We start from the raw sequence: 26,624 nt of genomic DNA, 5'->3' as shown, positions 1-26,624 counted from the left end.
TTGCCGAACGCCCTTTCCTTTATCCGCGTCCGACAGTGGCTTGCGGGCGACAAGCGGAATTTCTACCAAGACACCTTGTCCGCCTTTGAACGGGAAATTCGCTTGCGCCACCTCCCCCTCGTTGCCCTGCTCGTTTCGCTCGCCATCCCCGCCGCGCCGCTCGCCGCGCAAGCCATTCCGCCATCCCCCGCGCAACCCGGTGAAGGCCAGGAGGATGCGCGGCTCAAGCGGCTCTTTCACGACAGCGACGAAGCGAGCCTCGCGCGCAATCCGATCAACGGGCTGTTCCGGGGCGACATGCGGCGCGCCGACCAGATCGGAGACTTCTTTTCCGACGCGTATATCGCGGCGGAGCGTGGCGCGGCGGAGAACGATCTGAAGCGATTGCGGCAGATCGACCGCGCCAAGCTGACCCCGACCGACCAGGTCGCCTATGACGTGTTCCGCACCCAGACCGAGACGACGCTCAAGGGGTTCGATCCCTCGCTCGTTGCGCTGACCATCGTGCGGCCGATGGATCATTTCTTCGGGATCCAGACCTTCTATCCCGAATTCGCGTCCGGCCAGGGCGCAGCGCCGTTCAACACGGTCGCCGATTACGACAACAACCTGAAGCGCAACGTCGAATATGCGCATCTGCTGGACGAGGCGATCGAGCGGTTCCGCCAGGGCATGGCGAGCGGGGTCGTTCAGCCCAAGCTGGTCGTGCGCAACATGATCGCGCAGTTCGACAACCTTCTCGCCGGTCCGGTCGAGCAATCGACCTTCTATGGCCCGGTCAAGCGTTTCCCCGCGACGATACCGGCGGCCGAACAGGCGCGACTGACGGCGGCCTACGCCACGCAGATCCGCGACGTCATCGTTCCCGCCGAGCGGCGGATGCGTGCCTTCCTCGCCGACACCTACCTCCCGGCGGCGCGCGACTCGGTCGGGCTCGTCGGTATGCCGGGCGGCGACAAACTCTATTCGTATCTGATCGAGCAGAACACGACCTTGCCACTCAAGGCGGAGGACGTGCACCAGCTCGGTCTGTCGGAAGTCACCCGCATTCTGAAGGCGATGGAGGTTCAGAAGCAGGCGGTCGGGTTCAAGGGCACGTTGCCCGAATTCTTCACCTTCCTGCGTACCGACCCCCGCTTCCATCCCAAATCGGCCGCGCAGCTTCGCGAAGGCTATGAGGCGATCGGACGGCGCATCGATGCCCGCATTCGCGAGCAATTCTCGCTCGTCCCCAAGACGCCGCTCGAAATCCGCCCGGTGCCCGCCTTCAAGGAGAAGACCGACGCCGGTGGCTCCTATCAGGGCGGCACGCCTGACGGCACGCGGCCCGGGGTGTTCTACTACAACACCTATGACCTCCCCTCGCGCTATATGTGGGAGATGGAGACGCTGTACCTGCATGAGGCGGTGCCGGGGCATCATTTCCAGATCAGCCTGGCGCAGGAGAATGCCGCCCTCCCCGCCTTCATGCGCTTCGGCGGCAACACCGCCTATGCCGAGGGCTGGGCGCTCTACGCCGAAACCCTATGGCCCGAACTCGGAATGGAAACCGACCCCTATCAGCGGATGGGCGGGCTGAACGACGAGATGCTGCGCGCGATGCGACTGGTCGTCGACACCGGCATCCATGCCAAGGGTTGGACGCGCGATCAGGCGATCGACTACATGCTCGCCAATTCCCCGATGGCGCGCACCGACGCGACCGCCGAGGTCGAGCGCTACATCGCCATTCCGGGCCAGGCGCTCGCCTATAAGATCGGCCAGCTTACGATCAGCCGGTTGAAGGCGCAGGCCAAGGCGGAACTTGGCGCCCGGTTCGACCCGCGCCGTTTCCATGCCGAGGTGCTCGATACCGGCGCGTTGCCCATGCCGGTGCTCGAGAAGAAGATCGCCGACTGGATCGCGTCGGAAAAGCGGCGCGGCTGACCGATCGGGGAAGCGCCCCTGTCAGGGGACGTGGCGCTTCTCCAGCTTTCGGGCGAGCGTGCGGCGATGCATTCCCAGCCGCCGCGCAGTCTCGGAGATGTTGAAGTTGGTTTCGGCCAGCGTCTCGTTGATCCGTTCCCATTCCAGCGTCTTGATCGAACTGGGCCGGTCGGTGATCGCCGTCGTCGTATCGCCGCCCGCCTTGTGGAAGGCCGCCTCGATATCGTCGGTGTTGGACGGTTTGGCGAGATAGTGACAGGCGCCGAGCTTGATCGCCTCGACCGCGGTCGCGATACTCGCGAAGCCGGTCAACACGACGATCAGCATTTCGGGGTCATGGGCATGCAGCGTCTGCACGCAAGCCAATCCCGAAGCCTGTCCCAGCTTCAAATCGACCACCGCATAGCGCGGTGTCGTCTCTGACAAGATCGCGACCAGCGCGTCCTGGCTATGGGCGACCCACACCCGGTAGCCACGCCGCTCGAACGACCGTTGCAGCGTGCGCGCGAACGTCTCGTCGTCCTCGACGATCACCAGCGAACGTTCCTCGTCCATCAAGCCTCCCGATCCGATAAGCCGATCATACTCAGAGGTAGGGTGAGCGTGACCACCGCGCCACCCTCCGGCCGGTTCGCCGCCTCGACCCGGCCACCCAGCTTGCGCACGACGCTGGACACGAGGAACAGGCCGACGCCGTGGCCTTCGCCCTTGGTCGATTGCTGGGGGCGACCGACCTGCGACAGCGTGGCCGACGTGAAGCCCGGACCTCGATCGGTCACCCGCACCGCGACCGCACCGCCCTCGCGCGTCACCGTCAGTCCGACCCAGCGCGGCGATGCCTCCGCCGCATTGTCGAGGACGTTCCAAACCGCCTGCTTGATCGCTGGATCGGAGACGATCGTGGCGTCGTCATCGGACCGCTGATAGTCGAGCGCGACCTGGCCGTGGCTCTGCCGCCATTCGGCGACGATCGTATCGATGAACAGGCCGACTTCGGACAGTTCCGCCGCCTCGCCACGCGGTTCGCCCGCCGATTGCAGGATGCGGGTGACGATCGCCTTGCAGCGCTGCACCTCCGCCTGCATCTCGGCGATCTCACCCATGAGTTCGGCATCGTCGCGCAATTTGGGCACGCGGCGCCAGTCGCTGAGGATGACCGACAGGCTGGCGAGCGGTGTTCCCAGTTCATGCGCGGCCCCGGAGGCGAGCAGCCCCATGCGGACGATATGCTCCTCCTCCGATGCCTGCTCACGGAGGTCGGCGAGCCGGGCGGCGCTCTGGCGAAGATTATGGCTGATCCGGGTGACGAACAGGATCAACAGTCCAGCCACCAAGGCGAAGCCCAACCAGTTGCCAAGCGTATGCAACCCGGCGATGTCCCCGAACAGCCACGGCGGAAAGGCCAGCGGCCGGTGGTGGAGCGAGAGCAGGCCGAAACAGACGCCGGTGATCCCCGCCAAGGCCCAGGCCGACCATGTCTCCAGAAGCACGGCCCCGAGGACGACCTGGATCAGGTAGAGCGAGATGAACGGATTCGTTGCCCCCCCGGCCAGGAAGAGCTGGAGCGTCAGCGTGCCGACATCGAACATCAGCGCGAACAGCAGTTCGGTATTGGTGATCCGGTGGAAGCGCAGCCGGAAATGGCTGAGCAGGTTGATCGCCACCGCCATGCCGAGCACACCCATCATCGCCGCGACGGGCAGCTGAACCGCCATGACGCGGTTGACGAACAGGATCGTCACCAACTGTCCGAAGACGGCCATCCAGCGGAGATGGATAAGCTGCCGCATGTTGGCCGTGCCCGCCGTCGCGTCGGGCTCACGCGGGCGGATGGTGAACGGCAGGAAGGGTGGGACGATCGATCTCATTCCCGCCCGCGCCTCCACAGGATGACGAGGCCGACCACGGTCAGGATCGCCAGCGCGAACCATGTCAGCGCGTAGGAAAGATGGCTGTTGCGAAACGCGACGACGGTCAATCCGCCGACCGGATAGCCACCGGGATTGGGTGCCGCGTCAGCGTCGATGAAATAGGGTGCGACGGGCCCAAGGCGCCTGGCGGCGGCGATCGCCGCGACGTCGCGCGAATACCAGCGATCCGCCTTGGGGTCGTTCGAACGGAGGAAGGCGCCGCCCGGCTCACTCACACGCACCAACCCGGTGATGCGGACCGGACCCTGCGGGCGGTCGTGATCGGCTCGCCGCTCCGAGGGGACGAAGCCGCGATTGACGAGGACAGTGAAGCGCGGTCCGACGAGCGGGGTCAGCACCCAAAAGCCGGGGCCCCGCTCGGTCACCGCCTGGACGAAGGTCTCGCGATCGTTGCGGAACGTGCCCGTCGCGGTAACCCGGCGATATACGTCGGCAAGGCCAGCCGCAGCGGGGGCCGCGATGGGGGCCGCGTGGAGCCGGGCATCGACCTTGGCGATCAGGTCCAGCTTCCAGACCCGGCGCTGTAGCTGCCAGACACCGAGCGAGAAAAACCCCGCGATCAGCGCCACGCCGATCGCGGTCAGTATCGCCAGCGTCAGCGGCGAACGGCCGCGCCGCCCGCCCCTGACGTCGGCGTCCGCCATTACATGCCGCCGCCCAGCTGGGCGGCCATGTCCGGCATCATGTTGGTGTTCATGTGATACATGACCCAGATCGATCCGCTGAGCGTGATGATGACCAGCACGGCGGTAAACACCAGCGCCATCATCGTCCAGCCACCTTCGGACTTGGTGTTCATGTGCAGGAAGTAGATCATGTGCACGACGATCTGGACGAAGGCGAGCCCCATGATGACCAGAGCGGTCGTCTGGGTATCACCCAGCGCGCCGGTCATCACCGCCCAGAACGGGATTGCCGTCAGGATCACCGACAGCACGAACCCGATCATATAGCCCTTCATCGAGCCGTGACCATGGGTGTCGCCATGGGCGTGGAGGTCATGGTCCAGGTTGGCGTGATCGCCATGGCCATGGGGAGGATGAGCGCTCAACGGAGAACTCCCAGCAGATAGACAAAGGTGAAGACGCCGATCCAGACGACGTCCAGAAAGTGCCAGAACATTGACAGGCACATCAGGCGACGCTTGTTCGCCTCGATCAGGCCGAAACGACCGACCTGCACCATCAGCGTGACCAGCCAGATCGAGCCGAAGGTGACGTGCAGGCCGTGCGTGCCGACCAGCGTGAAGAAGGACGACAGGAAGGCCGAACGCTGCGGACCCGCACCTTCATGGATGAGGTTGGCGAATTCGTAGAGCTCGATCGAGAGGAAGGCGAGGCCGAACAGGCCGGTAATGCCCAGCCAGATCAGCGTGTTCGACTTCTGGTTCTTCTCCATCGCGATCATGGCGAAGCCATAGGTGATCGACGACAGCAGCAGCATCGAGGTGTTGAGCGCGACCAGCGGAAGCTCGAAGATCTCCCGCGGGGTCGGGCCGCCCGCGTAGCTCGTACCCAGCACGCCATAGGTGGCGAACAGGATGGCGAAGATGAGGCAGTCGCTCATCAGGTACATCCAGAAACCGATGGCGGTCGATCCACCGGATTCGTGATGGTGATCCTCGTCCTCGACCAGATAATAGGTCGGGTTCTTGGCCGGATCGGCGCTCAGAACGTCGGTCGACATGGATCAGGCTCCCTGCCCGAGCAGACGGCGCCGCTCGCTTTCCGTTGCCACGACTTCCTCGACGGGGATGTAGTAGTCGCGGTCATAGTTGAACGTGTGCCAGATGGCGACGGCGACGACACCCACCAGCGCGATCGCGGCCAGCCACCAAATGTACCAGATCATGCCGAAGCCGAAGGCGGTCGACAGGCCGGCGATGATGACGCCTGTGCCCGTGTTCCTGGGCATGTGGATCGCGCGATAGCCCTCGACCGGCGCCTCGGCCTTCTTGTCCTTCATGTCGTACCAGGCGTCCAGCTCGTGGATGACCGGCGTGAAGGCGAAGTTATAGTCCGGCGGCGGCGACGAGGTCGCCCATTCCAGCGTGCGGCCGTCCCAGGGGTCGCCCGTCACGTCGCGCAGCTCTTCCTTCTTCCAGATCGACACGCCGATCTGAACCAGGAAGGCCCCGATACCGCCCGCGATCATCAGCGCACCCAGCAGGGCGACGACGAAGTAGATCTGCAACGACGGATCGTCGAAATGGTGGAGACGACGGGTCACGCCCATCAGGCCCATGATGTAGAGCGGCGTGAAGGCGACCCAGAAGCCGATGACCCACAGCCAGAACGATACCTTGCCCCAGAACTGGTTGAGCTTGAACCCGAAGGCCTTCGGCCACCAGTAGTTGATCGCGGCGAAAGCGCCGAACAGCACGCCGCCGATGATCACGTTGTGGAAGTGCGCGATCAGGAACAGCGAGTTGTGGAGCACGAAGTCGGCGGGTGGAACGGCCAGCAGAACGCCGGTCATGCCGCCGATGGTGAAGGTCAGCATGAACGCGATGGTCCACATCATCGGCAGCTCGAACCGGATGCGCCCCTTGTACATGGTGAACAGCCAGTTGAAGATCTTCGCCCCCGTCGGGATCGAGATCACCATGGTGGTGATGCCGAAGAACGAGTTGACGCTGGCCCCCGAACCCATGGTGAAGAAGTGGTGCAGCCAGACGAGGTACGACAGGATCGTGATGACGATCGTGGCGTAGACCATCGAGGTATAGCCGAACAGCCGCTTGCCCGAGAAGGTCGAGGTGACTTCCGAGAACACGCCGAACAGCGGCAGGATCAGGATGTACACCTCCGGGTGGCCCCAGATCCAGATCAGGTTCACGTACATCATCGGGTTGCCGCCGAGGTTGTTCGTGAAGAAGTTGGTGCCGACATAGCGGTCGAGCGACAGCAGGACGAGCGTCGCGGTCAACACAGGGAAGCTGGCGACGATCAGGACGTTCGCGCACAGCGAGGTCCAGCAGAACACCGGCAGCTTCATCATGGTCATGCCCGGCGCGCGCATCTTGATGATCGTCGCGATCAGGTTGATGCCCGACAGGGTCGTACCGACACCGGCCACCTGCAGTGCCCAGATATAATAGTCGACACCGACATCGGGACTGAAATCAAGCTCCGACAGCGGCGGGAAGGCCAGCCAGCCGGTGCGCGCGAACTCGCCGATGAACAGCGAAGCCATGACCAGCACGACACCGCCCGCGGTCATCCAGAAGCTCAGGTTATTGAGATACGGGAAGGACACGTCGCGCGCACCGATCTGGAGCGGCACGACATAGTTCATCAGGCCGGTGATGATCGGCATCGCCACGAAGAAGATCATGATGACGCCGTGCGCGGTGAACACCTGGTCATAGTGATGCGAATTCAGGAAGCCCTGATTGTCGCCGAACGCGATCGCCTGTTGCCCGCGCATCATCAGTGCGTCGGCAAAGCCGCGCAGCAGCATCACGATGCCCAGGATCATGTACATGATCCCGATGCGCTTGTGATCGACGGTGGTGAACCACTCCTTCCAGAGATAGCCCCACAGCTTGAACTTGGTGATGAGCGCCAGCACCGCGATCCCGCCGACCGCGACGCCCAGGAAGGTGCCGACGACGATGGGCTCGTGGATCGGCAGCGACTCGATCGATAGCCGTCCGAAGATGGTCTTTATGATGTGTTCCATGATGGCGTGCCTCAGCCGCGACCCGCACCGACATGACCGAAGGTCAGCGGGCCGGGGGTCTGCGGGATGGAAAGGAGGGTCATGCGACGGTTCTTCATCTCACCCGGTTCCTGATCACCCTTTGAGGGAACCGGTTCCTTGCTGTTGTGCGGCGAGACTTCGATTTCCGAAGGCGACTTTTCGAGCGCGCCCTTGGTCCGCGGACCGTGCATCGGGCCGGTGTTGTTGACGGGCGGATTGCCCTCGCCGACCTTCATCTTGTGCGGGTCGCCGCCACCGGTCATCCGGTCGTGCATCATCACGTCCGACATGCAGGGGGTGTTGTCGGCGACGCAGCGGTTGACGACGCGATCGAACAGGCCGCCCTGGACGGCGCTGAAATACATGGCGGGCACATATTCGCTGGGCCGTTCGATCGTCATGAAGGTGGCGCGATCAAGCTGCCCCTTGCCCTTGGCCTGACCAGCCTGCGACGCGCGAACCGTCTCGACCCACTGGTCGAACCCGCTCGACTGCAGCGCATAGACCGGGAAGTGCATGCCCGAGAAGCCGGCGCCGCTATAGTGCGACGACAGCCCCTTGAACGTGCCCTCGCGGTTCAGCACCGCATGCAGCTTCGTCTCCATGCCGGGCATGGTATAGATCATGCCCGCCATCGCCGGGATGTAGAAGGCGTTCATCACCGAGGTGCCGGTCAGGCGGAACTCGACCGGCCGGTCGACCGGCAGTGCCAGCTCGTTGACCGTGGCGATACCCTGCTCGGGGTAGATGAACAGCCATTTCCAGTCGAGCGCGACGACCTGCACCTCAAGCGGCTTGACGCCCGCCGCGACCGGCTGGCCCGGCGCGGTCCGCTCGATCGGGCGATAGGGATCGAGCAGATGGGTGCTCGTCCACGTGACCGCGCCGAGGCAGATGATGATCAGCAGCGGGGCCGACCAGATCACCAGCTCGAGCATGGTCGAGTGATCGAACTCCGGATCATATTCGGCCTCGGTGTTGCTCTTGCGATAGCGCCACGCGAACAGCACGGTCAGCGCCATCACCGGTATGATGATGAGCAGCATCAGGGCCGTTGCGATCAGCACCAGATCGCGTTGCTGCACGGCGACGTCACCGGCAGGGTTGAGCACGACCGCGTCGCATCCCCCCAGCATGGCCAGGATGGGCAAGGCGGCCCAGCGAAGAGGGCGCAGGCGCGCGAGGCTCGACGAATGAGACATATGACAGGGGCCGCTACGCCTTTGCTGCACCTGCGCACATTGGACAGTTTGTCCAATCCCCGTGGCGACGCGAAAGGCGCATAGGCGAGCCAGAATGGCGGGCATGCGCGGTCTTTTTGCACCGCACATGCGTTGCCCTGGTAACAGGTAAGAAGTCAGGACTGGCAGCCGATGAGCGCAGAGTTAACCGCATCGACCTCGACGCCCCTTGAGCGGGACGCGCGACTGGTCAATGCCCGCGATCCGCATCATGTCGCGCCGGGCGATATCGCCATCGGCGTCATCATCGGCCGCACGTCGGAGTTTTTCGACTTCTTCGTGTACGCCATCGCGTCGGTGCTGGTGTTCCCGTCGCTGATCTTCCCCTATGTCGACGCGCTGACCGGCACGCTCTACTCGTTCGCGCTGTTCTCGCTGGCGTTCATCGCGCGTCCGATCGGCACCTTCATCTTCATGGCGGTCGATCGCAGCCTGGGTCGCGGGGTCAAGCTGACCATCGCGCTGTTCCTGCTCGGCGGTTCGACCATGGCGATCGCCTTCCTGCCCGGTTACGAACAGATCGGAACCTCGGCCGCCGTCCTGCTGGGTATCTTCCGCATCATGCAGGGTCTGGCCCTGGGCGGTGCCTGGGACGGTCTGCCCTCGCTGCTGTCGCTCAACGCGCCGGAGCGCCGTCGCGGCTGGTACGCGATGATTCCGCAGCTCGGAGCGCCGCTCGGCCTGCTGGTCGCCAACGGGCTGTTCGCCTTCTTCCTGACGACGCTGAGCACCGCCGACTTCCTCGACTGGGGCTGGCGCTATCCCTTCTTCGTCGCCTTCGCGATCAACGTGGTGGCGCTCTTCGCGCGGCTGCGGATCGTCGCGACGCCGGAATTCCAGCGGCTGTTCGAGACCCGCGAGCTTCAGCCCGCGCCGGTCGGCGAGACGCTGAGTGCCGAGGGCCGCACCGTCTTCCTGGGCGCCTTCGCCCCGCTCGCCAGCTTCGCGATGTTCCACATCGTCACTGTGTTCCCGCTCTCCTGGGTCGTGCTGTTCAATCGTGAAAAGCCGCAGGACTTCATGATGATCGAGATCATCGGCAGCATCGTCGGGGTCATCGCGATCCTCGCCTCGGGCAAGATCGCCGACCGCGTCGGCCGTCGCACCCTGCTGGGCGCGTCGGCAGCCGCCATCGCCGCCTATGCCGGTTTCGCCCCCCAGCTGCTGAGCCAGGGCGGCGTCGGCGAGACGATCTACATCGTCCTCGGCTTCCTGCTGCTCGGCCTTGGCTTCGGTCAGTCCTCGGGTGTCATCAACTCGGGCTTCTCGCCGATGCGGCGCTATACGGGGGCCGCGATCACCTCGGATCTGGCATGGTTGCTGGGCGCTGGCTTCGCGCCGCTCGCCGCGCTGCTGCTGTCGAGCAATTTCGGCCTGTTGTCGGTCGGCGTGTACCTGCTCTCCGGCGCGGTCGCCACGCTGGCGGCGCTGGGCATCAACAAGGAACTCGCCAAGCGCGCGTCCTGATCGACTAGCCACATTTGAATACCGAAGCGGCCGGTGGAGCGATCCACCGGCCGTTTTGCTTTGGACGCATCGCTTCCTACATCATGCTGGTAACGCATTGATCCAGGAGTAAAGCCGCATGACGTTCAGCCACTGGCGCAAGGCCGCGATCGCCGTCCTGGCACTGGGAGGCGCGATGGCTCCCGGCATGGCCGAGGCCCGCGTGCCGGGCGGCATCTGGGCCAATCCGTCCAAGACGGTTCAGGTCCGCTTTGCCCCATGCGGACGTGGTCGCGACGCGCAACTGATGTGCGGGACCGTCGTGTGGGCCAGCGAACAGGCGAAGGCGGATGCCGCGCGGGGCGGGACCGATCGCCTGATCGGAACGCAGCTCTTCGCCGATTTCGAGGAAGAGGAGCCCGGCCGCTGGGCGGGAACGGTCTTCATCCCCGATATCGGTCGCGAAGTCGAAGGGACGATCACCCAGGTCGACGCTCGCACGCTCGTCGGCGAGGGGTGCCTCTTCGGCGGCCTGGGCTGTCGTCAGCAACGCTGGCAGCGTGTCAAATGATGTCGGCCAGGGAACCCCAGCCCGTCTGCCGCGTCCCGCACGGGAAGCAATAGGGAAGGAACGCCATGGCAGACGATGCGCTGACGGTCATCAAGGATACGGTCGAGGACAATGTCTCCGAGCGCCAGGTCGAGTTCGTCGCGGAGATGGAGGGCGAGGAATATCAGTTCGCCGTCCAGTATGACCTGCTGGAGGCGCTGAGCGGCGATGTGCCCGATGGCGATGCGATCGAGATGTTCGAGCGCTATTCGGACGACATTCTCGAAGCGGCGTTGACCGCGCTCGGACGCGACATGGAACAGTCGCTGGTCGTCGTCAGCGAGAATGACCTCGACTGACCGTCGATCGGGTCATCCGCCGAACAGGTGGTCGATCTGCTGCGCAAGCTCCGACAAGGTGTAGGGCTTGCGCAGCAAGGCGAAGCCATGGCTCCCCTCGTCCGCGATGACCTGGCTATAGCCGCTGGTCAGCAGGATACGGAGCCGGGGGTGGAGCCTGCTGATATCGTGCGCGAAGTCGATCCCTGACTGGCCCGGCATCATCACGTCGGAAAATACCAGGTCGAAGCGATCGGCGTCGTGTTCAAGCTCCGCGACCGCCGCCGCCGCATTGTTCGCGATGACCGTCTCGCAGCCCAGGGTCTGCAACGCCTCGACCGCGAAGCGACCGACCTCGACATTATCCTCGACGACCAGGACGCGGCAACCCGCGCGGCCCGCCTCCCTCGACAGGCCTTGACGCTGGTCGGGTGTCGGCAGCCCGTCGACCTCGGGCAGCGACAGGGTGAAGGTCGCGCCCTCGCCGGGCGGGCTGACGACCTTGACATCGCCCCCCGATTGCCGGGCGAACCCGAACACCTGGCTGAGGCCGAGGCCGGTTCCTGCACCGAGCTTCTTGGTCGTGAAGAAAGGCTCGAAGATCTGGTCTAGCCTCTCGGGCGGAATACCCTCGCCCGTATCGGTGATCGCGATGCGGACCTGGCCACGTCCTGCGGCATCATATTCCGACCAAAGCCGGATCGTCAGCCGCCCCTGCCCCGCCATCGCGTCGCGCGCGTTGACCGCCATGTTGACGATCGCGGTGTCGAGCTGGCTGCGGTCGACATGCGCGTGGCAGGGCGCCTCGGGCAGATTGATGTCGAGTGCGACGCCGGGGCCCGACAGCGTTCTGATCATGTCCGCCAAGGTCAGGATGCTGGCTCCGACATCGACGATCTCCGGCGTCAGCGGCTGGCGCCGGGCGAAGGCCAGTAGCTGCGCGGTCAGCTTGGCAGCCCGGTCGGCGGCGTCGGCGATCGCATCGATATGACGCTGGCGGCGCTCGGGCGGGAAGTCGGCGCGGCGGATCAGGTCGATCGAACCCCGGATCACGGTCAGCAGGTTGTTGAAGTCATGCGCGACGCTGCCGGTCAGTTGACCGATCGCCTCCAGCTTCTGCGCCTGGCGGAGCTGTTCCTCGGTCGCGCGCAAGGCCTCCTCGGCGGCCCTTTGCTGGGTGATGTGCCGGCCGACCGCAAAGACCTCGCCCGCGCTGGCGGCGCCGACCCAGGCGATCCATTCGTCATGCCCGCCGACATGCCGCATACGCAATTCCACCCGCGAGACGCTGCCGGTCAACGAGGCGGCCAGTGCCGCGCGCGCGTCGGCGACGTCGTCGACGTGCATGAAATCCATGACCGAGTGGCCGATGAGGTCGTTGGGCGCATAGCCGAGCAAGCGATACCAGGCCGGATTGACCCGGTGGATGATGCCCCCGGTATCGACGATGGTCAGCAGATCGGGCGACACGTCCCACATCCGATCGCGCTCGGCGGTACGCTCGACGATCCGCTGTTCGAGCGTGACGTTGAGTGCGCGCAGTTCCTCCAGCGCCAGCGACAATTGGGTCTGGCTTTCACGCAGTGCGGAATCGGCATGGACGCGAGCCGTCGTCTCGTTGGTGAAGATGAACAGGCCCGCGACCTCGCCCCGCCCGTCGAGCACGCGGGAATAGGAGAAGGTCCAGAAGGTATGCGCCTCGCCCCGATCGGTATCCAGTTTCCACGGCAGATCGACAAAACGCTGGGTCTGGCCCGCAAGCGCCGCGTCGATGATCGGTCTCGCCTGTTCGAGTGCATCGGCCCAGACCTCATCGAAACGTGACCCCATCGCCCAGGACAGACGCGGCCCCAGCAGCGGGAAATAGGTCTCGTTGAAGAAGAAGTGGAGATCGGGCCCCCAGGCCAGGATCATCGACTCCGGCGAGTTCAGCACGAGGCTGAGGGCGACGCGAAACGCCTCGGGCCATCGTTCCGGCGGCCCGAGCGGATGCCCCGTCCAGTCCCGCTCCAGGATCAGCCGTGTCGCGGCACCACCGCCCTCCAGAAAGGCAAGCTGTGGATCGAGGGGTTCGGCGGTCATGACCAGGCTGCTAGCAAGTCGGGGGAGGCTGCGCCACCTTGGTGGGGTGAGCCGCCCGGCTTTACAGCTCTTCGCCAGCCAGCGTCGCCGCCGCCTGAAGGACCGCCAAATGGGTCAGCCCTTGCGGCATGTTGCCCAGATAGTGGCCGGTCCTGGGATCGATCATCTCGGCGTAGAGGCCACATCCGCGACTGTCGAGCGCCTCGTTCGCCGCGTCGAACGCCGCTGCCGCCGCCGCCTGCTGTCCAAGTATCGCCCGTGCCTCGATCATCCAGAAGGTGCAGGCCAGGAAACACCCCTCTTCCTTGTGTACCCCCGAGTAGCGGTAGTGGAATGCCCCCTTCCCCAATTCGCGATCGATCGCGTCGAGCGTCCTCGCCAACCGGTCCTGTCCGTCGAACCGGAACCGCACCGCCAGTGCGAGGCTGGCATCGAGCGCGTCGCTGTCGGGGTGCATCAGATAGGCACCGCGCGTCTCGGACCAGCAATGCTCGCCGATCCACGCTTCGATCCGGTCGCGTTCGCGTGCCCAGCGATCGCGGCAGGTCGTCGGGATCTGCCCTTCGTCGGCCAGTTCGACCGCGCGTGCCAGCGCCTGCCAGCAGCTGATTTTGGACATGGTGTAATGCCGTTCCTCGGGCAGTTCCCATATCCCTGCATCGGGCAGGCGCCAGCGGTCGGCACAGGCATCCGCGAGGTGCGACAGCGTCTCGGCGCTCGACGTGTCGAGGAAGTTGCCGCAGGCGACGAACCGGCTCGCGGTTTCGAAGATGTCGCCGTAGATCCCGTGCTGATGCTGTCCGCCCGCCAGGTTGCCGACACGGACCGGCTTCGAGTTGCGATAGCCGCAGACGGCGATCTCGCGCTCGGCCGGGACGGGTTGCCCTTCGAGCGTGTAGCAGACCTGCGGATCGCCCTCCCCCAGTCGCTTGAGCAACCAGGTGAAGGCGGCCTTCGCCTCGCCATGCGCGCCGATCCGCAGAAAGGCCTTGATGGTGTAGCCGGCGTCGCGGACCCAGGCGTAGCGATAATCGTAATTCTTGCTCCCGCCGATCCCTTCGGGCAGCGAGGTCGTCGCCGCCGCCGTGATCGCGCCGGTCGGTGAATAGAGCAGCAGCTTGAGCGCAAGCGCGTTGCGCAAGATGCGGTCGCGGTGCATCTCCGGCACCTTCAGATTCTCCGACCATTGCCGCCATTCGAAATCGGACAGGTCGATCCGCGCGTCGATCTGCTCGATATCCTGGCAGACCAGTGGCTCGTCCTCGCCCGCGATGATGGCGATGCGCGCCCGGTCGCCGGGTCCGACGGCGGCCGTGCCCGTCACCAGCCCGTCCTCGACATGGTCGATCGTCACATTCGAGCAGTGGCGAAAGACGCCGAGCACCCGGTCGACATGAAAGACGTTGTGCCCGCCCGCAGGCGCGAAATAGGGGCTGACCGTGTCGGCCCGGCGGCTGAACCGCAAGGTCACCGCGAAGCGGACGTGGCCGTCCAGCCCCTCCACCCGTCGTGCCAGTTCGGCCCAGGGCAATCGTCCCGCCGGACCGCTGTTGATCGACTCGACGAGTTTGGCGCGTCCGCTCGGCGTCGTGAAGATGGTCTCCAGCACATTGCTGCTCGGCCGGTAGGCGCGCTCGACGGTGAAGGGCTCGATCGGGGTGATCGAGAAGCATCCGCCCCGGTCGCCGTCGAGCAGCCGGTCGAACAGCGGCGCGGAATCCATGTTGGGCACGCACCACCAGTCGATCGAACCATCCGCGCCGCTCAACGCGACACTCCGTCCGTCCCCCATCGCGGCATAGTTTTCGAGGTCGAGGAACCCGTCGGCGTCGCGGAGCGGATCGGCATGCTGATCGGGCAGGGTCACGTTGGCGCTCGCTCCGCTATGTCAGGAAAGGCAAAGAATGATGCAGGTTAGGATCGGGAAAACTCGCCAGAACCATTAAGTCTCCGTGGGACCTTCGCGGGATTTGCGCGTTGCAGCAGCCGGATCGTCATCTGGAGTATCGGCATGAGCCTGGCATCGGCATTGGGATTGGGCGCGAAGAAGATTCGCTACGCCGTAGTAGGTGCGGGTGACATCACCCAGTCGGCGATGATGCCCGGCATCAGCCATACCGGGAATTCGGAGCTGACCGCGATCGTCACCGGCGATGCGGAGAAGGGGCGTCTGCTCGCCAAGAAATATGGCGTCGAGCATGTCTACTCCTATGCCGAGTTCGACAAGCTGCTGACGGCCAATGTCTGCGACGCCATCTATCTGGGAACCCCCAACTGGCGCCATGCCGAATTCGCGATCCCCGCGCTGGACGCTGGCGTCCATGTGCTTTGCGAAAAGCCGCTGGAAATCTCGGTGGAGAAGGCGCGCGCCATTCAGGATGCCGAGCGCCGGTCCACGGCCAAGCTGATGACCGCCTATCGCCTGCATTTCGAACCGGCGACGCTCGACGCGATCGAGAAGATCCGCAACGGCGACCTGGGCGAACTCGTCGCCTTCACCTCCTGCTTCGGGCAGAAGCTCGATCCGGACAACCATCGTGCCAAGCACGGCCTGGAGGCGGGTCCGTTGTTCGATATGGCCCCCTATCCCATCAACGCCATCCGCTATCTGTTCGGTGCGGAACCCGTCGCTGTCGAAAGCGCCGTCGCGACCCGCCAGCCCGGTGCCGGGCTGGGCGATCTGGACGACACGTTCGCCGTCGTCCTGCGGATGCCGGGCGACAAGCTCGCCAGCTTCACGGTCAGCTATGCGATGAACAATGTCGACAGCCTGATCATCGCGGGCATGAAGGGTTCGATCCACATGAGCCCGGCCTATGGCTTCCAGTCGGCGCTCGAACAGAATGTCACGATCGGCGACAAGCAGAGTCACGAAGCGTTCAAGCATACCGACCATTTCGGCGGCGAGATGCGCTACTTCTCCGACTGCATCCTGAACGACCGCGATCCCGAGCCGGATGCCGAAGAGGGCCTGTCGGATCTTCGGGTGATCGAGGGCATCGTGAAAGCCATCGAGACGGGTGGCCGCGTCGAACTTCCGCCCTTTACCCGCACCCGCCGCATCGATCCCGCCAGCCAGCGCCAGACGCTGGGCGCGGTCAAGCCACCCGAGCCGGTAAAGGCCAAGTCGCCGACCGGAAAGAATTGATCGGCATCAGGGCGTTTCCGGCGGAGCGGAATTGCGCCATCAATCGTTACGCTCGCGATGACATAAGACTCGTCGCATCAGGGAGATGACGGTGGACAATCGGGAAGAACAGCTTCGCCAGCGGGCCTATGATATCTGGCAGTCCGAGGGCGAGCCGCATGGCCGTGACCGCGACCATTGGGAACAGGCCGAACGCGAGGTCGCGCCCGCCACGTCGGAGGGCGCAGAGCCGAAGCCGGCGGCTGGTCCCAAGGCCGGCGGCACACGGCGCAAGAAGGCCGAGCCATCCGACGCCTCGGCCGCCCAGACCGACGCTGGGGCGCCCGAACAGATGGCCAAGCCCAAGGCGCGCAAGCCCCGCGCCACCAAGGCGGATTGAATCGATCGCCGCAAGGGCGCTCCGAACGTCGGAACGTCCTCGCGGCGAGCACCCGCGTTTCCCGCATCACTGCCGTTTTGACCCAACGCATAGTCGCTCGACTTTTGCCGGAGACCTGACTTGACCGCATTGCCCGACCAGATCCATTCCGGCTCCGCGCATCCTTTGGGTGCGACATTCGATGGCGAAGGGGTGAACTTCGCCGTCTTCTCCGCCAATGCCGACCGGATCGAGCTTTGCATCTTCGATGCGCAAGGCAAGCGCGAACTCAAGCGCTACACCCTGCCCGAATGCACCGACGAGGTCTGGCACGGCTATCTGCCCGATGTCGGTCCCGGCCTGCTCTACGGCTACCGCGCACACGGCCGCTATGAGCCCGAGGCCGGGCACCGGTTCAATCCCAACAAGCTGCTTCTCGACCCCTATGCGCGCAAGCTGCATGGCGAGATCCGCTGGACCGATGCGCTGCACGGCTATCAGATCCGGTCCAAGAAGGAGGATCTGAGCTTCGACAAGCGCGACAGCGCCGCAGCCATGCCCAAGGCCGTGGTGGTCGACGACCATTTCGACTGGTCGCGGGACGTGAAGCCCAATACGCCGTGGTCGGAAACCGTCATCTACGAAGCGCACGTCAAGGGCCTGACCAAGCTGATGGAACTCGTGCCGCCGCGCGAACGAGGCACCTATGCCGGGCTCGGCCATCCGGCGGTCATCAAGCATCTCAAGCGGATCGGCGTGACCGCGATTGAATTGTTGCCGATCCACAGCTTTACCCAGGACCGCTTCCTTCAGGAAAAGGGGCTGCGCAACTATTGGGGCTATAACACGCTCGGCTTCTTCGCCCCCGAACAGGCCTATTTCGCAACCGACACGCAAGACGAACTGCGCCGCGCGGTTCACCGCCTGCACAAGGCGGGGATCGAGGTGATTCTCGACGTCGTGTATAACCACACGTGCGAGGGGTCGGAAAAGGGCCCGACCCTGTCGTGGCGCGGGCTCGACAATGCCAGCTACTATCGGCTCGTCCAGGATCAGCCGCGCTACACGATCAACGACACCGGCACCGGCAACACGCTGAACCTGTCCAAGGCACGGGTCATCCAGATGGTGGCGGACTCGCTGCGCTACTGGGCGACGAGCTTCGGGGTCGACGGTTTCCGCTTCGACCTGGGGCTGACGCTGGGCCGCGAGGCGGACGGCTTCGATCCGGGTTCGGCCTTCTTCGACGTGCTCCGTCAGGATCCTGTATTGGGTCGCCTGAAGCTGTTGACCGAGCCGTGGGACGTCGGTCCGGGCGGTTATCAGCTCGGCAATTTCCCGCCAGGCTTTTCGGAATGGAACGACAAGTATCGCGACACCGTGCGCAAATTCTGGCGTGCCGACCCCGGCCAGCGCGGTGAGCTGGCGGCGCGGCTGTCGGGCTCCGGTGACCTGTTCGACCGGCGGTCGCGGCGTCCCTGGGCGAGCCTCAACATGCTTGCCGCGCACGACGGCTTCACCCTCGCCGATACGGTGATGTACGAGCAGCGCCACAACGAGGCCAACAAGGAAGACAATCGCGACGGCCATTCGGAAAATTATTCCCGCAATTGGGGGGCCGAAGGACCGACCGAGGACGAGGGCATCAAGGCCGCACGCGGGCGGGTCATGCGCTCGATGATGACGACGCTGCTCGCTTCGCTCGGCACGCCGATGATCGTCGCGGGCGACGAGTTCGGCCGGACGCAGCAAGGCAACAACAACGCCTATTGCCAGGATAACGAGATCAGCTGGCTGGACTGGCAGGCTGCCGGGTCGGATGATGGCGAGGCGATGATCGCCTTCACCGCACGGCTTGCCGAGTTGCGGCGTCGTTACCCGGTCTTGCGCGCGCCGCATTTCCTCTATGGCCAGGACACGCCCGGCCACGGCATCAACGACATCGAATGGTGGGACGAGCGCGGTGAGCAGCTCAGCCCGGAGGATTGGGGCAATCCCGAAGGTCGCGCACTGATGATGCGCCGCGCCTACGCGACCGAGGACGGCGGGGTCGAGGCGGTCTCCATGCTGCTCAACGCATCCCCCGATCCGATCACCTTCACCCTGCCCCCGCCGCACGCGACTCGCACCGTGCTGATCGACAGCGCCAAGCCGGAGCAAGGCGAGATCGAGATCGACGACAGCTATGAGGTCGGACCGCAGAGCGCGGTGCTGATCACGTGGCGCGACACGGTGTCGTCATGACGCATTGGGGTCCGGAATTGCGCGAGGGCGCCGATACCCGGTTTCGGCTCTGGGCGCCGGACCGGGACGCGGTCACGCTGGAGATCGACGGCGCGCCATCGGTGCCGATGACCCGCGATGGCGATGGCTGGTTCACCGCCGAGGCCGCCGCAGTGCCCGGCACGCGCTACCGTTTCCGATTGGATGCAGACCTGGTGGTTCCAGACCCGGCGTCCCGGCTGCAATCGGGCGGCGTGCATGGCTGGAGCGTGGTCATCGATCCCGCCTTCGCTTGGAGCGCGACCGAGTGGCGCGGGCGTCTGTGGGAAGAGACCGTGCTGCTGGAGGTCCATGCGGGCGTGCTGGGTGGCTTCGCGGGGATCCGCGACAGGCTCCCGGCCATTGCCGCATCCGGGATCACCGCGATCGAGCTGATGCCGGTCAACGCGTTCGGTGGCACGCGCAATTGGGGATATGACGGGGTGCTGCCCTATGCGGTGGCCGAACCCTATGGCTCGCCGGCGGAGCTGAAGACGCTGGTCGACACCGCGCATGGCCTGGGTCTCTCGGTCTTTCTCGACGTGGTCTACAATCATTTCGGGCCGGACGGGAATTACCTGAACGCCTATGCCGGCGCCTTCTTCCATCCGGAGGTCGACACACCCTGGGGCGGGGCGGTGGCGGTCGATGCGGACCCGGTGCACCGCTTCTTCGTCGACAATGCCCTGATGTGGCTGCGCGACTATCGGATCGACGGGCTGCGGTTCGACGCGGTCCATGCCATCGCCAATGACGGTTTCCTCGACCGAATGGCGCATGAGATCCGCGCCGCCTTGCCCGAGCGCCATATCCATCTGGTGCTGGAAAACGAGAAGAACGACGCCGAACGCCTGACCCCCGGCGGTTACGATGCGCAGTGGAACGATGACTTCCACAATGTCCTTCACGTCCTGCTCACCGGTGAGACCAGCGCCTATTATAGCGATTTCGCCGACCGCCCCGCCGAGCGCCTCGCGCGCTGCCTGAAGGAAGGCTTCATCTATCAGGGAGAAGGATCGCCCAATCATGACGGCGCGCCGCGCGGAAAGCCCTCAGCCGACCTGCCCAGCACGGCCTTCGTCGCCTTCCTCCAGAATCACGACCAGGTCGGCAATCGCGCCATGGGTGAGCGACTGATCCGGCTGACCGATCGCGAGCGGCTGCGCGCGGCGACCGCGTTGTTGCTGCTCGGCCCGCAAATCCCGCTATTGTTCATGGGCGAGGACGAGGGGAGCGACAGCCCGTTTCTGTTCTTCACCGACTTCCACGACGATCTCGCCGACGCGGTGCGCGAAGGGCGCCGCCGGGAGTTCGCCAAGTTCGACGCCTTCGCCGATCCGGAAGCCCGGGCGCGGATCCCCGATCCCAATGCCGTCGCGACATTCGAGGCATCGGTGCCCGAACCCGGCCAAGCCGCCGGGGAATGGCGCGCGCTGTACCGGCAATTGCTGGGCCTGCGTCACGCGCATATCGTTCCGCGCCTGCAGGGCACGACAGGTCTGTCGGCCGACGTGACGGGGGCGGCGGCGGTCAAGGCGCGCTGGCGCATGGCGGACGGCGCCATCCTGACGATCCGGATCGATCTCGGCGACACGCCCGCCGCGATCGGCGGGAACGAACAGGGCGAGTTGATCTTTCGCGAGGGCGATCGCTTCGCCGCTTGGATCACGTCATGACCGAGCTCCATTCCCGTGCCGAAGCGGCAGGATTGTCGCTCGAATGGCAGGACGCCAAGGGCAAGACCCAGCGCGTGTCGGACACGGTGCTGACCGCCATCCTCGACCGTCTGGATGTCGAGGCGGGGGAGCCGAGCTTCCTTTCGGGCGATCGCGGGGGCACGTTGGACCTGCCGCCCGGCTGGCATACCGGACCGGCGCGGCTGACGCTTGAAAACGGGGATATCCTGTCGATCGACCTGCGCCAGGGCGCGGGCGGCGTTCTTTTCACCGCGCCCTCGCAATGGGGATATCACCGGCTCGAACAGGGCGAGCGGCATCTGACGCTCGCCATCGCGCCCGATCGTTGTCCCGCGCCGCCGCACGGACGACATTGGGGCAGCGCGGTGCAGATCCCCTCGCTGCGGGAACGGGGCGGCGCCTTTGGCGACTTCGCAAGCCTTGCCGACGCCGCCGCCAGCCTTGGCGAGGCAGGCGCCGCCGCACTGGCGATCAGCCCGGTTCATGCGCTGTTCCCGGCGGACGCGTCGCGCTTCAGTCCCTATGCTCCGTCGAGCCGGTTGTTCCGCAACGTCTGGCTCGCGCCCGCCGGTGAACCGGTCGCGCAGGGCGAAACACTGATCGACTGGGCCACCGCAGCACCCGACCGGATGCGCGACCTTCGCCTCGCCTTCGACCGGTTGCCCGATGCCGAACGCGCCTCCTTCGAGGCGTGGCGAGAGCGGGCCGGCGAACGGCTCGAGGCACAGGCGCGGTACGACGCCCTGCATGCCTATTTCCATCGGCGTGACCGGGCCACCGGTTGGCGCGATTGGCCGGAGCCCTATCGCGACCCATCGAACGAGGCCGTGGCACGCTTCGCGGCCGAACATGACGACGCCATCCGCTTTCACGCCTTTGCGCAGTGGCATTCCGAGCGCGCGCTTCGGGCCGCCTCGGAGGCGGCGCGGCGCAGCGGTATGGCGATCGGCCTGATCGCAGACCTTGCGATCGGTGTCGCGGGTGACGGTGCGGACGGGTGGAGCAGACCGCAGGACCTGCTGACCGGACTGTCGATCGGCGCGCCGCCCGACCCGTTGGGCCCCGAGGGACAGAATTGGGGGATCACCGCGCTCTCGCCCTTCGCGCTTCGCCGACAGGACTTCGCGCCGTTCATCGCAACCTTGCGCGCGGTTTTCGCCCATGCGGGCGGCGTGCGGATCGACCACGCGCTCGGCCTGTGCCGCCTGTGGGTCGTACCGGACGGTGCGCCTGCCGATCAGGGCGCCTATCTGGCGATGCCCTTCACCGACATGCTGCGCATCCTGAAGATCGAGGCGCACCGCGCCAATAACGGCCGGGGGGCGATCGTGATCGGCGAGGATCTCGGCACGGTGCCTCCCGGCTTTCGCGATACGATGGCGGCGGCGGGGATGCTCGGTATGCGGGTCCTGCCCTTCGAGCGCGACGAAGACGGCGCTTTCGTGCCACCGCCGCAGTGGGACGAGAGGGCGATCGCGATGACCGCGACCCACGACATCCCCACGGTCGCAGGCTGGTGGAAGGGGCGCGATCTGGATTGGCGCGCCCGGATCGCGGGCCGCGCGGTGTCGCCCGAGGACAGCGAGACCCGCGCCGCCGAGCGACGGTCGCTCTGGTCGATCCTGGGCGACGACCGACCGCAGCCGGAGGAGCCTGAATTCGTCGTCGATGCCGCGATCAAGGGCGTGGCGGCCACCCCCTGCCCGCTCGCCATCGTGCCGATTGAGGATCTGCTAGGGCTGGACGAACAGCCCAATCTTCCCGGCACCACCGACGAGCATCCCAACTGGCGGCGTCGCCTGCCCGGCGATCTCGGCGATCGCCTTGCCGAGCCCGAGGTCAAGCGCCGCATCGCCATCCTCAACGCCCGTTGATCCGCATCTTGCCCAAAGGACTGCGCCCATGACGCCGCGCGCCACCTACCGCTTCCAGTTCCACAAGGACTTCCCGTTCGATCGGGCCGAAGCGCTCCTGCCCTATCTCGACGGGCTGGGGATCAGCCATGTCTATGCCTCGCCGATCACGACGGCGGCGGCGGGATCGATGCACGGCTATGACGTGATCGACCCGACCCGGATCGGTCCCGAACTGGGTGGCGAAGCCGCCTTCCGTCGCCTCGCCGAGGCGGCGCGGTCGCGGGGCATGGGTATCATCATCGACATCGTCCCCAATCACATGGGCGTCGCGGGCGGCGGCAACGCGTGGTGGAACGATGTGCTGACCCATGGCGAGGGAAGTCGCCATGCCCGCTTCTTCGATATCGACTGGTCCCGCAAGCTCGTGCTGCCGATCCTCGGCGATCCTCTGGCCAAGGTCATTGCGGACGGCCAACTCGCGGTCGAGCGGAGCGAAGGGCGCGCTTCCATCATCGCCTATGGCGAACACCGGTTGCCGGTCCGCGACGCGGATCAGGATGTGGCGGAGACGCTGCCCCTGCGGGAATTGCTCGATCGTCAGCATTACCGGCTGGCATCGTGGCGGGTGTCCAACGACGAATTGAACTGGCGGCGCTTCTTCACGATCAACGACCTTGCCGGTCTGCGTATCGAGGACGATCAGGTCTTCGAGGAAAGCCATGCGCTGTATTTCCGCCTGTACCAGGAAGGCCTGATCGACGGCGTCCGCATCGATCATGTCGATGGTCTGACCGACCCGATCGGCTATTGCCGCAAGCTGCGCGCTCGCTTCGACGCCATCGCCAGAGACGACGGCAACCGCGCCTATATCGTGGTCGAGAAAATCCTCGGCGCCGATGAGGGGATGGGCGCGGACTGGGGCGTCGACGGTACGAGCGGCTATGACTTCATGGAGGAGGTTTCCGCCCTGCTCCACGCCCCGGAGGGGACGCGTCCGCTCGGCGAACTATGGGGTCAATTGAGCGACCGGTCGGTCGATTTCGCGCCCGAGGAATTGCAGGCGCGCCAGGACCTCCTTGCATGGCAGTTTGCCGGGCAACTCGATCAATGCGTGGCCGCATTCGCCACCCTCACTGCCTCCGCCCCCGAACTGGACGGCGCCATCACGACGCCGATGCTGCGCCGTGCGATCGAGCGGCTCCTCTGGGTGTTCCCCGTCTATCGCACCTATGGTCCGGACGCGCCCGCGACCGACAAGGCCATCCGTGCCGAGGCGCGCCAGCGTGTCGCGCGCTTCGTACCGCCGGGCGAGGACTATGTCGTTGACCAGATCCTCGGCTGGCTGGCGGGCGACGGCCCCGGTGACCGCGCGGCACTCGCCGAGGCGGTCCGCCGCTTCCAGCAATTGTCCGCGCCCATCGCCGCCAAGGCGGTCGAGGACACCGGCTTCTACCGCCACGCCGTCCTGCTGTCGCGCAACGATGTCGGCTTCGACGCGAACCGGCTGAGCCTTTCCGTCGCGGCATTCCATGGCCGGATGACAGGGCGCGTCGAACGCTTTCCGCAAGCCATGCTCACCACCGCGACGCATGACCACAAGCGCGGCGAGGATGTCCGCGCCAGACTGGCGGTCCTGAGTGCGCTACCAGACCAGTGGCGCGACCAGATTGAGCTATGGCGACGCCAGACGAAGGACCTGGCCGACGGGGTCGATCCGGCGGACTGGTATATGCTGGTCCAGACACTGGTCGGGGCATGGCCGGATCGTGACGGACTGGACGGCTTTGCCGATCGCATCGCAGCATGGCAGGAGAAGTCACTGCGCGAGGCCAAGCTCCGTTCGTCCTGGGAATCTCCGGACAGCGATTACGAGGCAAGGTGCAACGCGCTGGCCAGGGCATTGATAGAGGACGACGCGGGTGCGGAATTCCGCGAAGGGCTGCACCGATTGCTGGCCCGGATCGCCCCGGCCGCGACCGCCAATTCGTTGGTGCAGGTCGCACTCCGTTACACGGTTCCGGGTATTCCCGACTGCTATCAGGGCACCGAATTCGAAGACCTCAGCCTCGTCGACCCCGATAATCGTCGCCCGGTCGACTATGCGGCGCGCGAGGCCGGGTTGGCCGACCGAAACAATGCCAAGCAGGCGCTGATCGCTGATCTGCTGAGGCTGCGGCGCGAGATGCCGGAGCTGTTCACCATCGGCACATATCGCTCCCTGACGATCACCGGCCATGGTCGCGACCGCGCGATCGCCTTCGAGCGCCGACATGACGCGACTTCGCTGGTCTGTGTTTTCGGGCTTAGGCTCGCGCCGCTGATGGATGCGGAGGGTCGCGTCGACTGGCGGGACACACAGGTCGAACTGCCCGGCGGCGCGAAACGCATGGCCGACCTGCTCGGCGATTCGCCCGTCTGGTATGAACGGCGCCACGGGCCGGGTTCCGACTGACGATGGAACCCCTGCCGCTCGATTTTTACTCGCAGGATGTCGATGCGGTGGCGCGATCGCTGCTCGGAGTCACGCTGACGGTCGACGGCATCGGCGGCCCGATCGTCGAGACCGAGGCCTATGACGCCGCCGACCCGGCGTCGCATAGCTTTGTCGGACGAACGGCCCGTAATGCCGCGATGTTCGGACCGGTCGGCCATGCCTATGTCTATCGCATCTACGGCCTGCACCAGTGCCTGAACATCGTGTGCGGAACGCCGGGCAGCGCCGTCCTCATTCGCGCGATCGAGCCCCGCCACGGGATCGAGATCATGCGAGAGCGACGCGGGATTGGAATGGCGACGGCATCGCTGTGCGGCGGGCCCGGCCGATTATGCGCCGCCCTGTCGATCGACAAAGCTTTCGACGGTGTACCCCTGTCACAGCCGCCCTTCCTGCTGACGCGCGGCTCGCACCCCGAGGATGTCGTCGCTGGACCGCGCATCGGCATCTCACGCGCCGAGGACCGGGCGAGGCGATATGGCCTGCCTCGATCACCCTGGCTGAGCAGACCCTTCCCCGAAAATCTGCCGCAACGCAGCAAATAATCGGATCGAACCCGACCGCAGCGCAAAAACTAATTTCCTTGCCATCGCCATCTTTTCACATCAGCTTCATGACATAAACATAAAAGGGCGAGTCGATGGAGTGGATCAAGGTCCTGGCGGTGGCTGCCATGGTCTATGGAATCTGGGCGGCGTACCGCTCTCTTGGAGCACCTGTCCGTCACGAGGGGGCCCGCTACTTCCGCCAACCTGATGGAAGCTTTCGCCGCTGGTATGGCGGTCGCCGTTTCACTGCGACCGAAGTCGGATTGACCGACCGGGGCTGAATAGGACCGGTCAGCCTGTATACAGACTGACCGATTTAAGCGAACGTCCCCTGGATCCAGTGTTTGGATCGATCGAGGACTTTGCCGTTCCATGTTTGCCGAACCGGGCGTTCCACTGCCGCTGGTCATCATCGTCGTTGCGGTCGTGATCGCCGGTATCATAGCGCGCCGCGTGCCGGTGCTTCGCGTCGCGATCAGCCTGTTCAGCTGGGTTTTGCTGGCGGGCCTCTTGTTCGTCGTGCTGCAACAGCGCGAGCAGTTCGATCCCTATATCCAGCGTGCGATGCGGATCCTGAATTTGCAGGATCAGAGCGTTGTCGGCGACACGGTGCGCATCCGCATGGCGCCGGACGGGCATTTCTGGGCGCGGGTGACGGTCGACGGGGTCAGCCGCCGGATGCTGGTCGACAGCGGTGCGACCCTGACAGCGCTGTCGACCGATACCGCGCGGGCCGCCGGACTCCGCCCCGCCGCGCCGGTCTTCCCCGTCATGCTCAACACGGCCAACGGCATGATCCGCGCGGATACGGCGCGTGTCCGGTCGCTGCGCATCGGCACGATCCGCGCCGACAATGTGCCCGTCGTGGTATCCGCGGCCTTTGGCGAGACCGACGTGCTCGGCATGAATTTCCTGTCGCGGCTGAAGAGTTGGCGTGTCGAAGGCTCCACACTGATCCTCGAACCGCACCACCCCCAGCCGTCCGATGCCGCAAGCTGACCGCAAACGACCTGAAACGTAACTGAAATCAACGCACATCGCC

21 protein-coding genes are annotated in these 26,624 nt (G+C 65.3%); 12 read left to right on the top strand and 9 right to left on the bottom strand.

The window, feature by feature from the left end; translation table 11 throughout:
* Positions 1–102 precede the first annotated feature (102 nt).
* Entirely contained in the window at positions 103–1,926 is a 1,824-nt protein-coding gene (locus LRP66_RS00855; RefSeq protein WP_230480550.1) for a DUF885 domain-containing protein, read from the top strand.
* 21 nt (positions 1,927–1,947) lie between these two features.
* Here LRP66_RS00855 and LRP66_RS00850 read toward each other — a convergent pair whose 3' ends face one another.
* From LRP66_RS00850 to cyoA, 7 genes are read right to left on the bottom strand one after another with little or no spacing between them, the layout of a single operon-like run.
* Positions 1,948–2,481, bottom strand: coding sequence for a response regulator transcription factor (locus tag LRP66_RS00850; RefSeq protein WP_230480548.1), 534 nt, complete (start codon positions 2,479–2,481; stop codon positions 1,948–1,950).
* Positions 2,481–3,794: an ATP-binding protein gene (locus LRP66_RS00845; protein ID WP_230480547.1), complete on the bottom strand. Its 1,314-nt coding sequence runs from the start codon at positions 3,792–3,794 to the stop codon at positions 2,481–2,483. Before LRP66_RS00845 ends, LRP66_RS00850 begins: the two co-directional genes overlap by 1 nt.
* Positions 3,791–4,501: an SURF1 family protein gene (locus LRP66_RS00840; RefSeq protein WP_230480543.1), complete on the bottom strand. Its 711-nt coding sequence runs from the start codon at positions 4,499–4,501 to the stop codon at positions 3,791–3,793. The genes LRP66_RS00845 and LRP66_RS00840 overlap by 4 nt, the downstream gene beginning before the upstream one ends.
* A complete protein-coding gene (gene cyoD, locus LRP66_RS00835) occupies positions 4,501–4,908 on the bottom strand; it encodes a cytochrome o ubiquinol oxidase subunit IV (protein WP_443026646.1) in 408 nt (135 codons plus the stop codon). The genes LRP66_RS00840 and cyoD overlap by 1 nt, the downstream gene beginning before the upstream one ends.
* The gene (gene cyoC, locus LRP66_RS00830; protein WP_007403230.1) at positions 4,905–5,543 is read right to left on the bottom strand and encodes a cytochrome o ubiquinol oxidase subunit III; all 639 of its coding nucleotides are present in this window, start codon (positions 5,541–5,543) and stop codon (positions 4,905–4,907) included. Before cyoC ends, cyoD begins: the two co-directional genes overlap by 4 nt.
* 3 nt (positions 5,544–5,546) lie before the next feature.
* On the bottom strand, positions 5,547–7,541 hold the full coding sequence (gene cyoB / locus LRP66_RS00825; RefSeq protein WP_230480542.1) for a cytochrome o ubiquinol oxidase subunit I: 1,995 nt from the start codon (positions 7,539–7,541) through the stop codon (positions 5,547–5,549).
* 11 nt (positions 7,542–7,552) lie between these two features.
* Positions 7,553–8,764 (bottom strand): ubiquinol oxidase subunit II, encoded by a 1,212-nt coding sequence (gene cyoA / locus LRP66_RS00820; RefSeq protein WP_268992422.1) that lies wholly within the window; start codon positions 8,762–8,764, stop codon positions 7,553–7,555.
* A gap of 171 nt (positions 8,765–8,935) precedes the next feature.
* Here cyoA and LRP66_RS00815 point away from each other — a divergent pair, with 171 nt between their 5' ends.
* The 3 genes from LRP66_RS00815 to LRP66_RS00805 all read left to right on the top strand — a co-directional run bounded on the left by LRP66_RS00815 (position 8,936) and on the right by LRP66_RS00805 (position 11,158).
* Positions 8,936–10,270, top strand: a complete 1,335-nt coding sequence (locus tag LRP66_RS00815; RefSeq protein WP_230480541.1) for an MFS transporter — start codon at positions 8,936–8,938, stop codon at positions 10,268–10,270.
* A gap of 118 nt (positions 10,271–10,388) precedes the next feature.
* Positions 10,389–10,820 (top strand): DUF2147 domain-containing protein, encoded by a 432-nt coding sequence (locus LRP66_RS00810; protein ID WP_230480540.1) that lies wholly within the window; start codon positions 10,389–10,391, stop codon positions 10,818–10,820.
* 65 nt (positions 10,821–10,885) lie between these two features.
* A complete protein-coding gene (locus LRP66_RS00805; RefSeq protein ID WP_230480539.1) occupies positions 10,886–11,158 on the top strand; it encodes a DUF1488 family protein in 273 nt (90 codons plus the stop codon).
* A 12-nt stretch (positions 11,159–11,170) separates the two neighbouring features.
* On the opposite strand, the gene LRP66_RS00800 is transcribed toward LRP66_RS00805, so the two are convergent.
* Positions 11,171–13,219 carry an ATP-binding protein gene (locus LRP66_RS00800; RefSeq protein ID WP_230480538.1) on the bottom strand — a complete coding sequence of 683 codons (2,049 nt, stop codon included), beginning with the start codon at positions 13,217–13,219 and terminating at the stop codon, positions 11,171–11,173.
* Between the two features lie 61 nt (positions 13,220–13,280).
* Positions 13,281–15,086, bottom strand: coding sequence for a glycoside hydrolase family 15 protein (locus LRP66_RS00795; RefSeq protein WP_268992421.1), 1,806 nt, complete (start codon positions 15,084–15,086; stop codon positions 13,281–13,283).
* A gap of 144 nt (positions 15,087–15,230) precedes the next feature.
* Here LRP66_RS00795 and LRP66_RS00790 point away from each other — a divergent pair, with 144 nt between their 5' ends.
* The 8 genes from LRP66_RS00790 (at position 15,231) to LRP66_RS00755 (ending at position 26,581) form a co-directional block, all read left to right on the top strand.
* Positions 15,231–16,367 carry a Gfo/Idh/MocA family protein gene (locus LRP66_RS00790; RefSeq protein ID WP_230480537.1) on the top strand — a complete coding sequence of 379 codons (1,137 nt, stop codon included), beginning with the start codon at positions 15,231–15,233 and terminating at the stop codon, positions 16,365–16,367.
* A gap of 91 nt (positions 16,368–16,458) precedes the next feature.
* A complete protein-coding gene (locus LRP66_RS00785) occupies positions 16,459–16,746 on the top strand; it encodes a DUF2934 domain-containing protein (protein ID WP_230480536.1) in 288 nt (95 codons plus the stop codon).
* 120 nt (positions 16,747–16,866) lie between these two features.
* A complete protein-coding gene (glgX, locus tag LRP66_RS00780; protein ID WP_230480535.1) occupies positions 16,867–18,969 on the top strand; it encodes a glycogen debranching protein GlgX in 2,103 nt (700 codons plus the stop codon).
* Entirely contained in the window at positions 18,966–20,663 is a 1,698-nt protein-coding gene (gene treZ, locus LRP66_RS00775; protein ID WP_230480534.1) for a malto-oligosyltrehalose trehalohydrolase, read from the top strand. Before glgX ends, treZ begins: the two co-directional genes overlap by 4 nt.
* The gene (gene malQ, locus LRP66_RS00770; protein WP_230480533.1) at positions 20,660–22,558 is read left to right on the top strand and encodes a 4-alpha-glucanotransferase; all 1,899 of its coding nucleotides are present in this window, start codon (positions 20,660–20,662) and stop codon (positions 22,556–22,558) included. Before treZ ends, malQ begins: the two co-directional genes overlap by 4 nt.
* A 28-nt stretch (positions 22,559–22,586) precedes the next feature.
* Positions 22,587–24,992, top strand: coding sequence for a malto-oligosyltrehalose synthase (treY, locus tag LRP66_RS00765; RefSeq protein WP_230480532.1), 2,406 nt, complete (start codon positions 22,587–22,589; stop codon positions 24,990–24,992).
* 2 nt (positions 24,993–24,994) lie between these two features.
* Positions 24,995–25,579, top strand: coding sequence for a DNA-3-methyladenine glycosylase (locus LRP66_RS00760; protein ID WP_230480531.1), 585 nt, complete (start codon positions 24,995–24,997; stop codon positions 25,577–25,579).
* 375 nt (positions 25,580–25,954) lie between these two features.
* A complete protein-coding gene (locus LRP66_RS00755) occupies positions 25,955–26,581 on the top strand; it encodes a retropepsin-like aspartic protease family protein (protein ID WP_230480530.1) in 627 nt (208 codons plus the stop codon).
* Positions 26,582–26,624: the final 43 nt, after the last annotated feature.

Origin of the sequence: Sphingomonas sp. Leaf21, assembly GCF_916858675.1 — a bacterium.
Taxonomy (GTDB): domain Bacteria; phylum Pseudomonadota; class Alphaproteobacteria; order Sphingomonadales; family Sphingomonadaceae; genus Sphingomonas.
The sequence above is the reverse complement of the archived record's forward strand: the minus strand, read 5'-3'. Positions and strand labels throughout refer to the sequence as shown.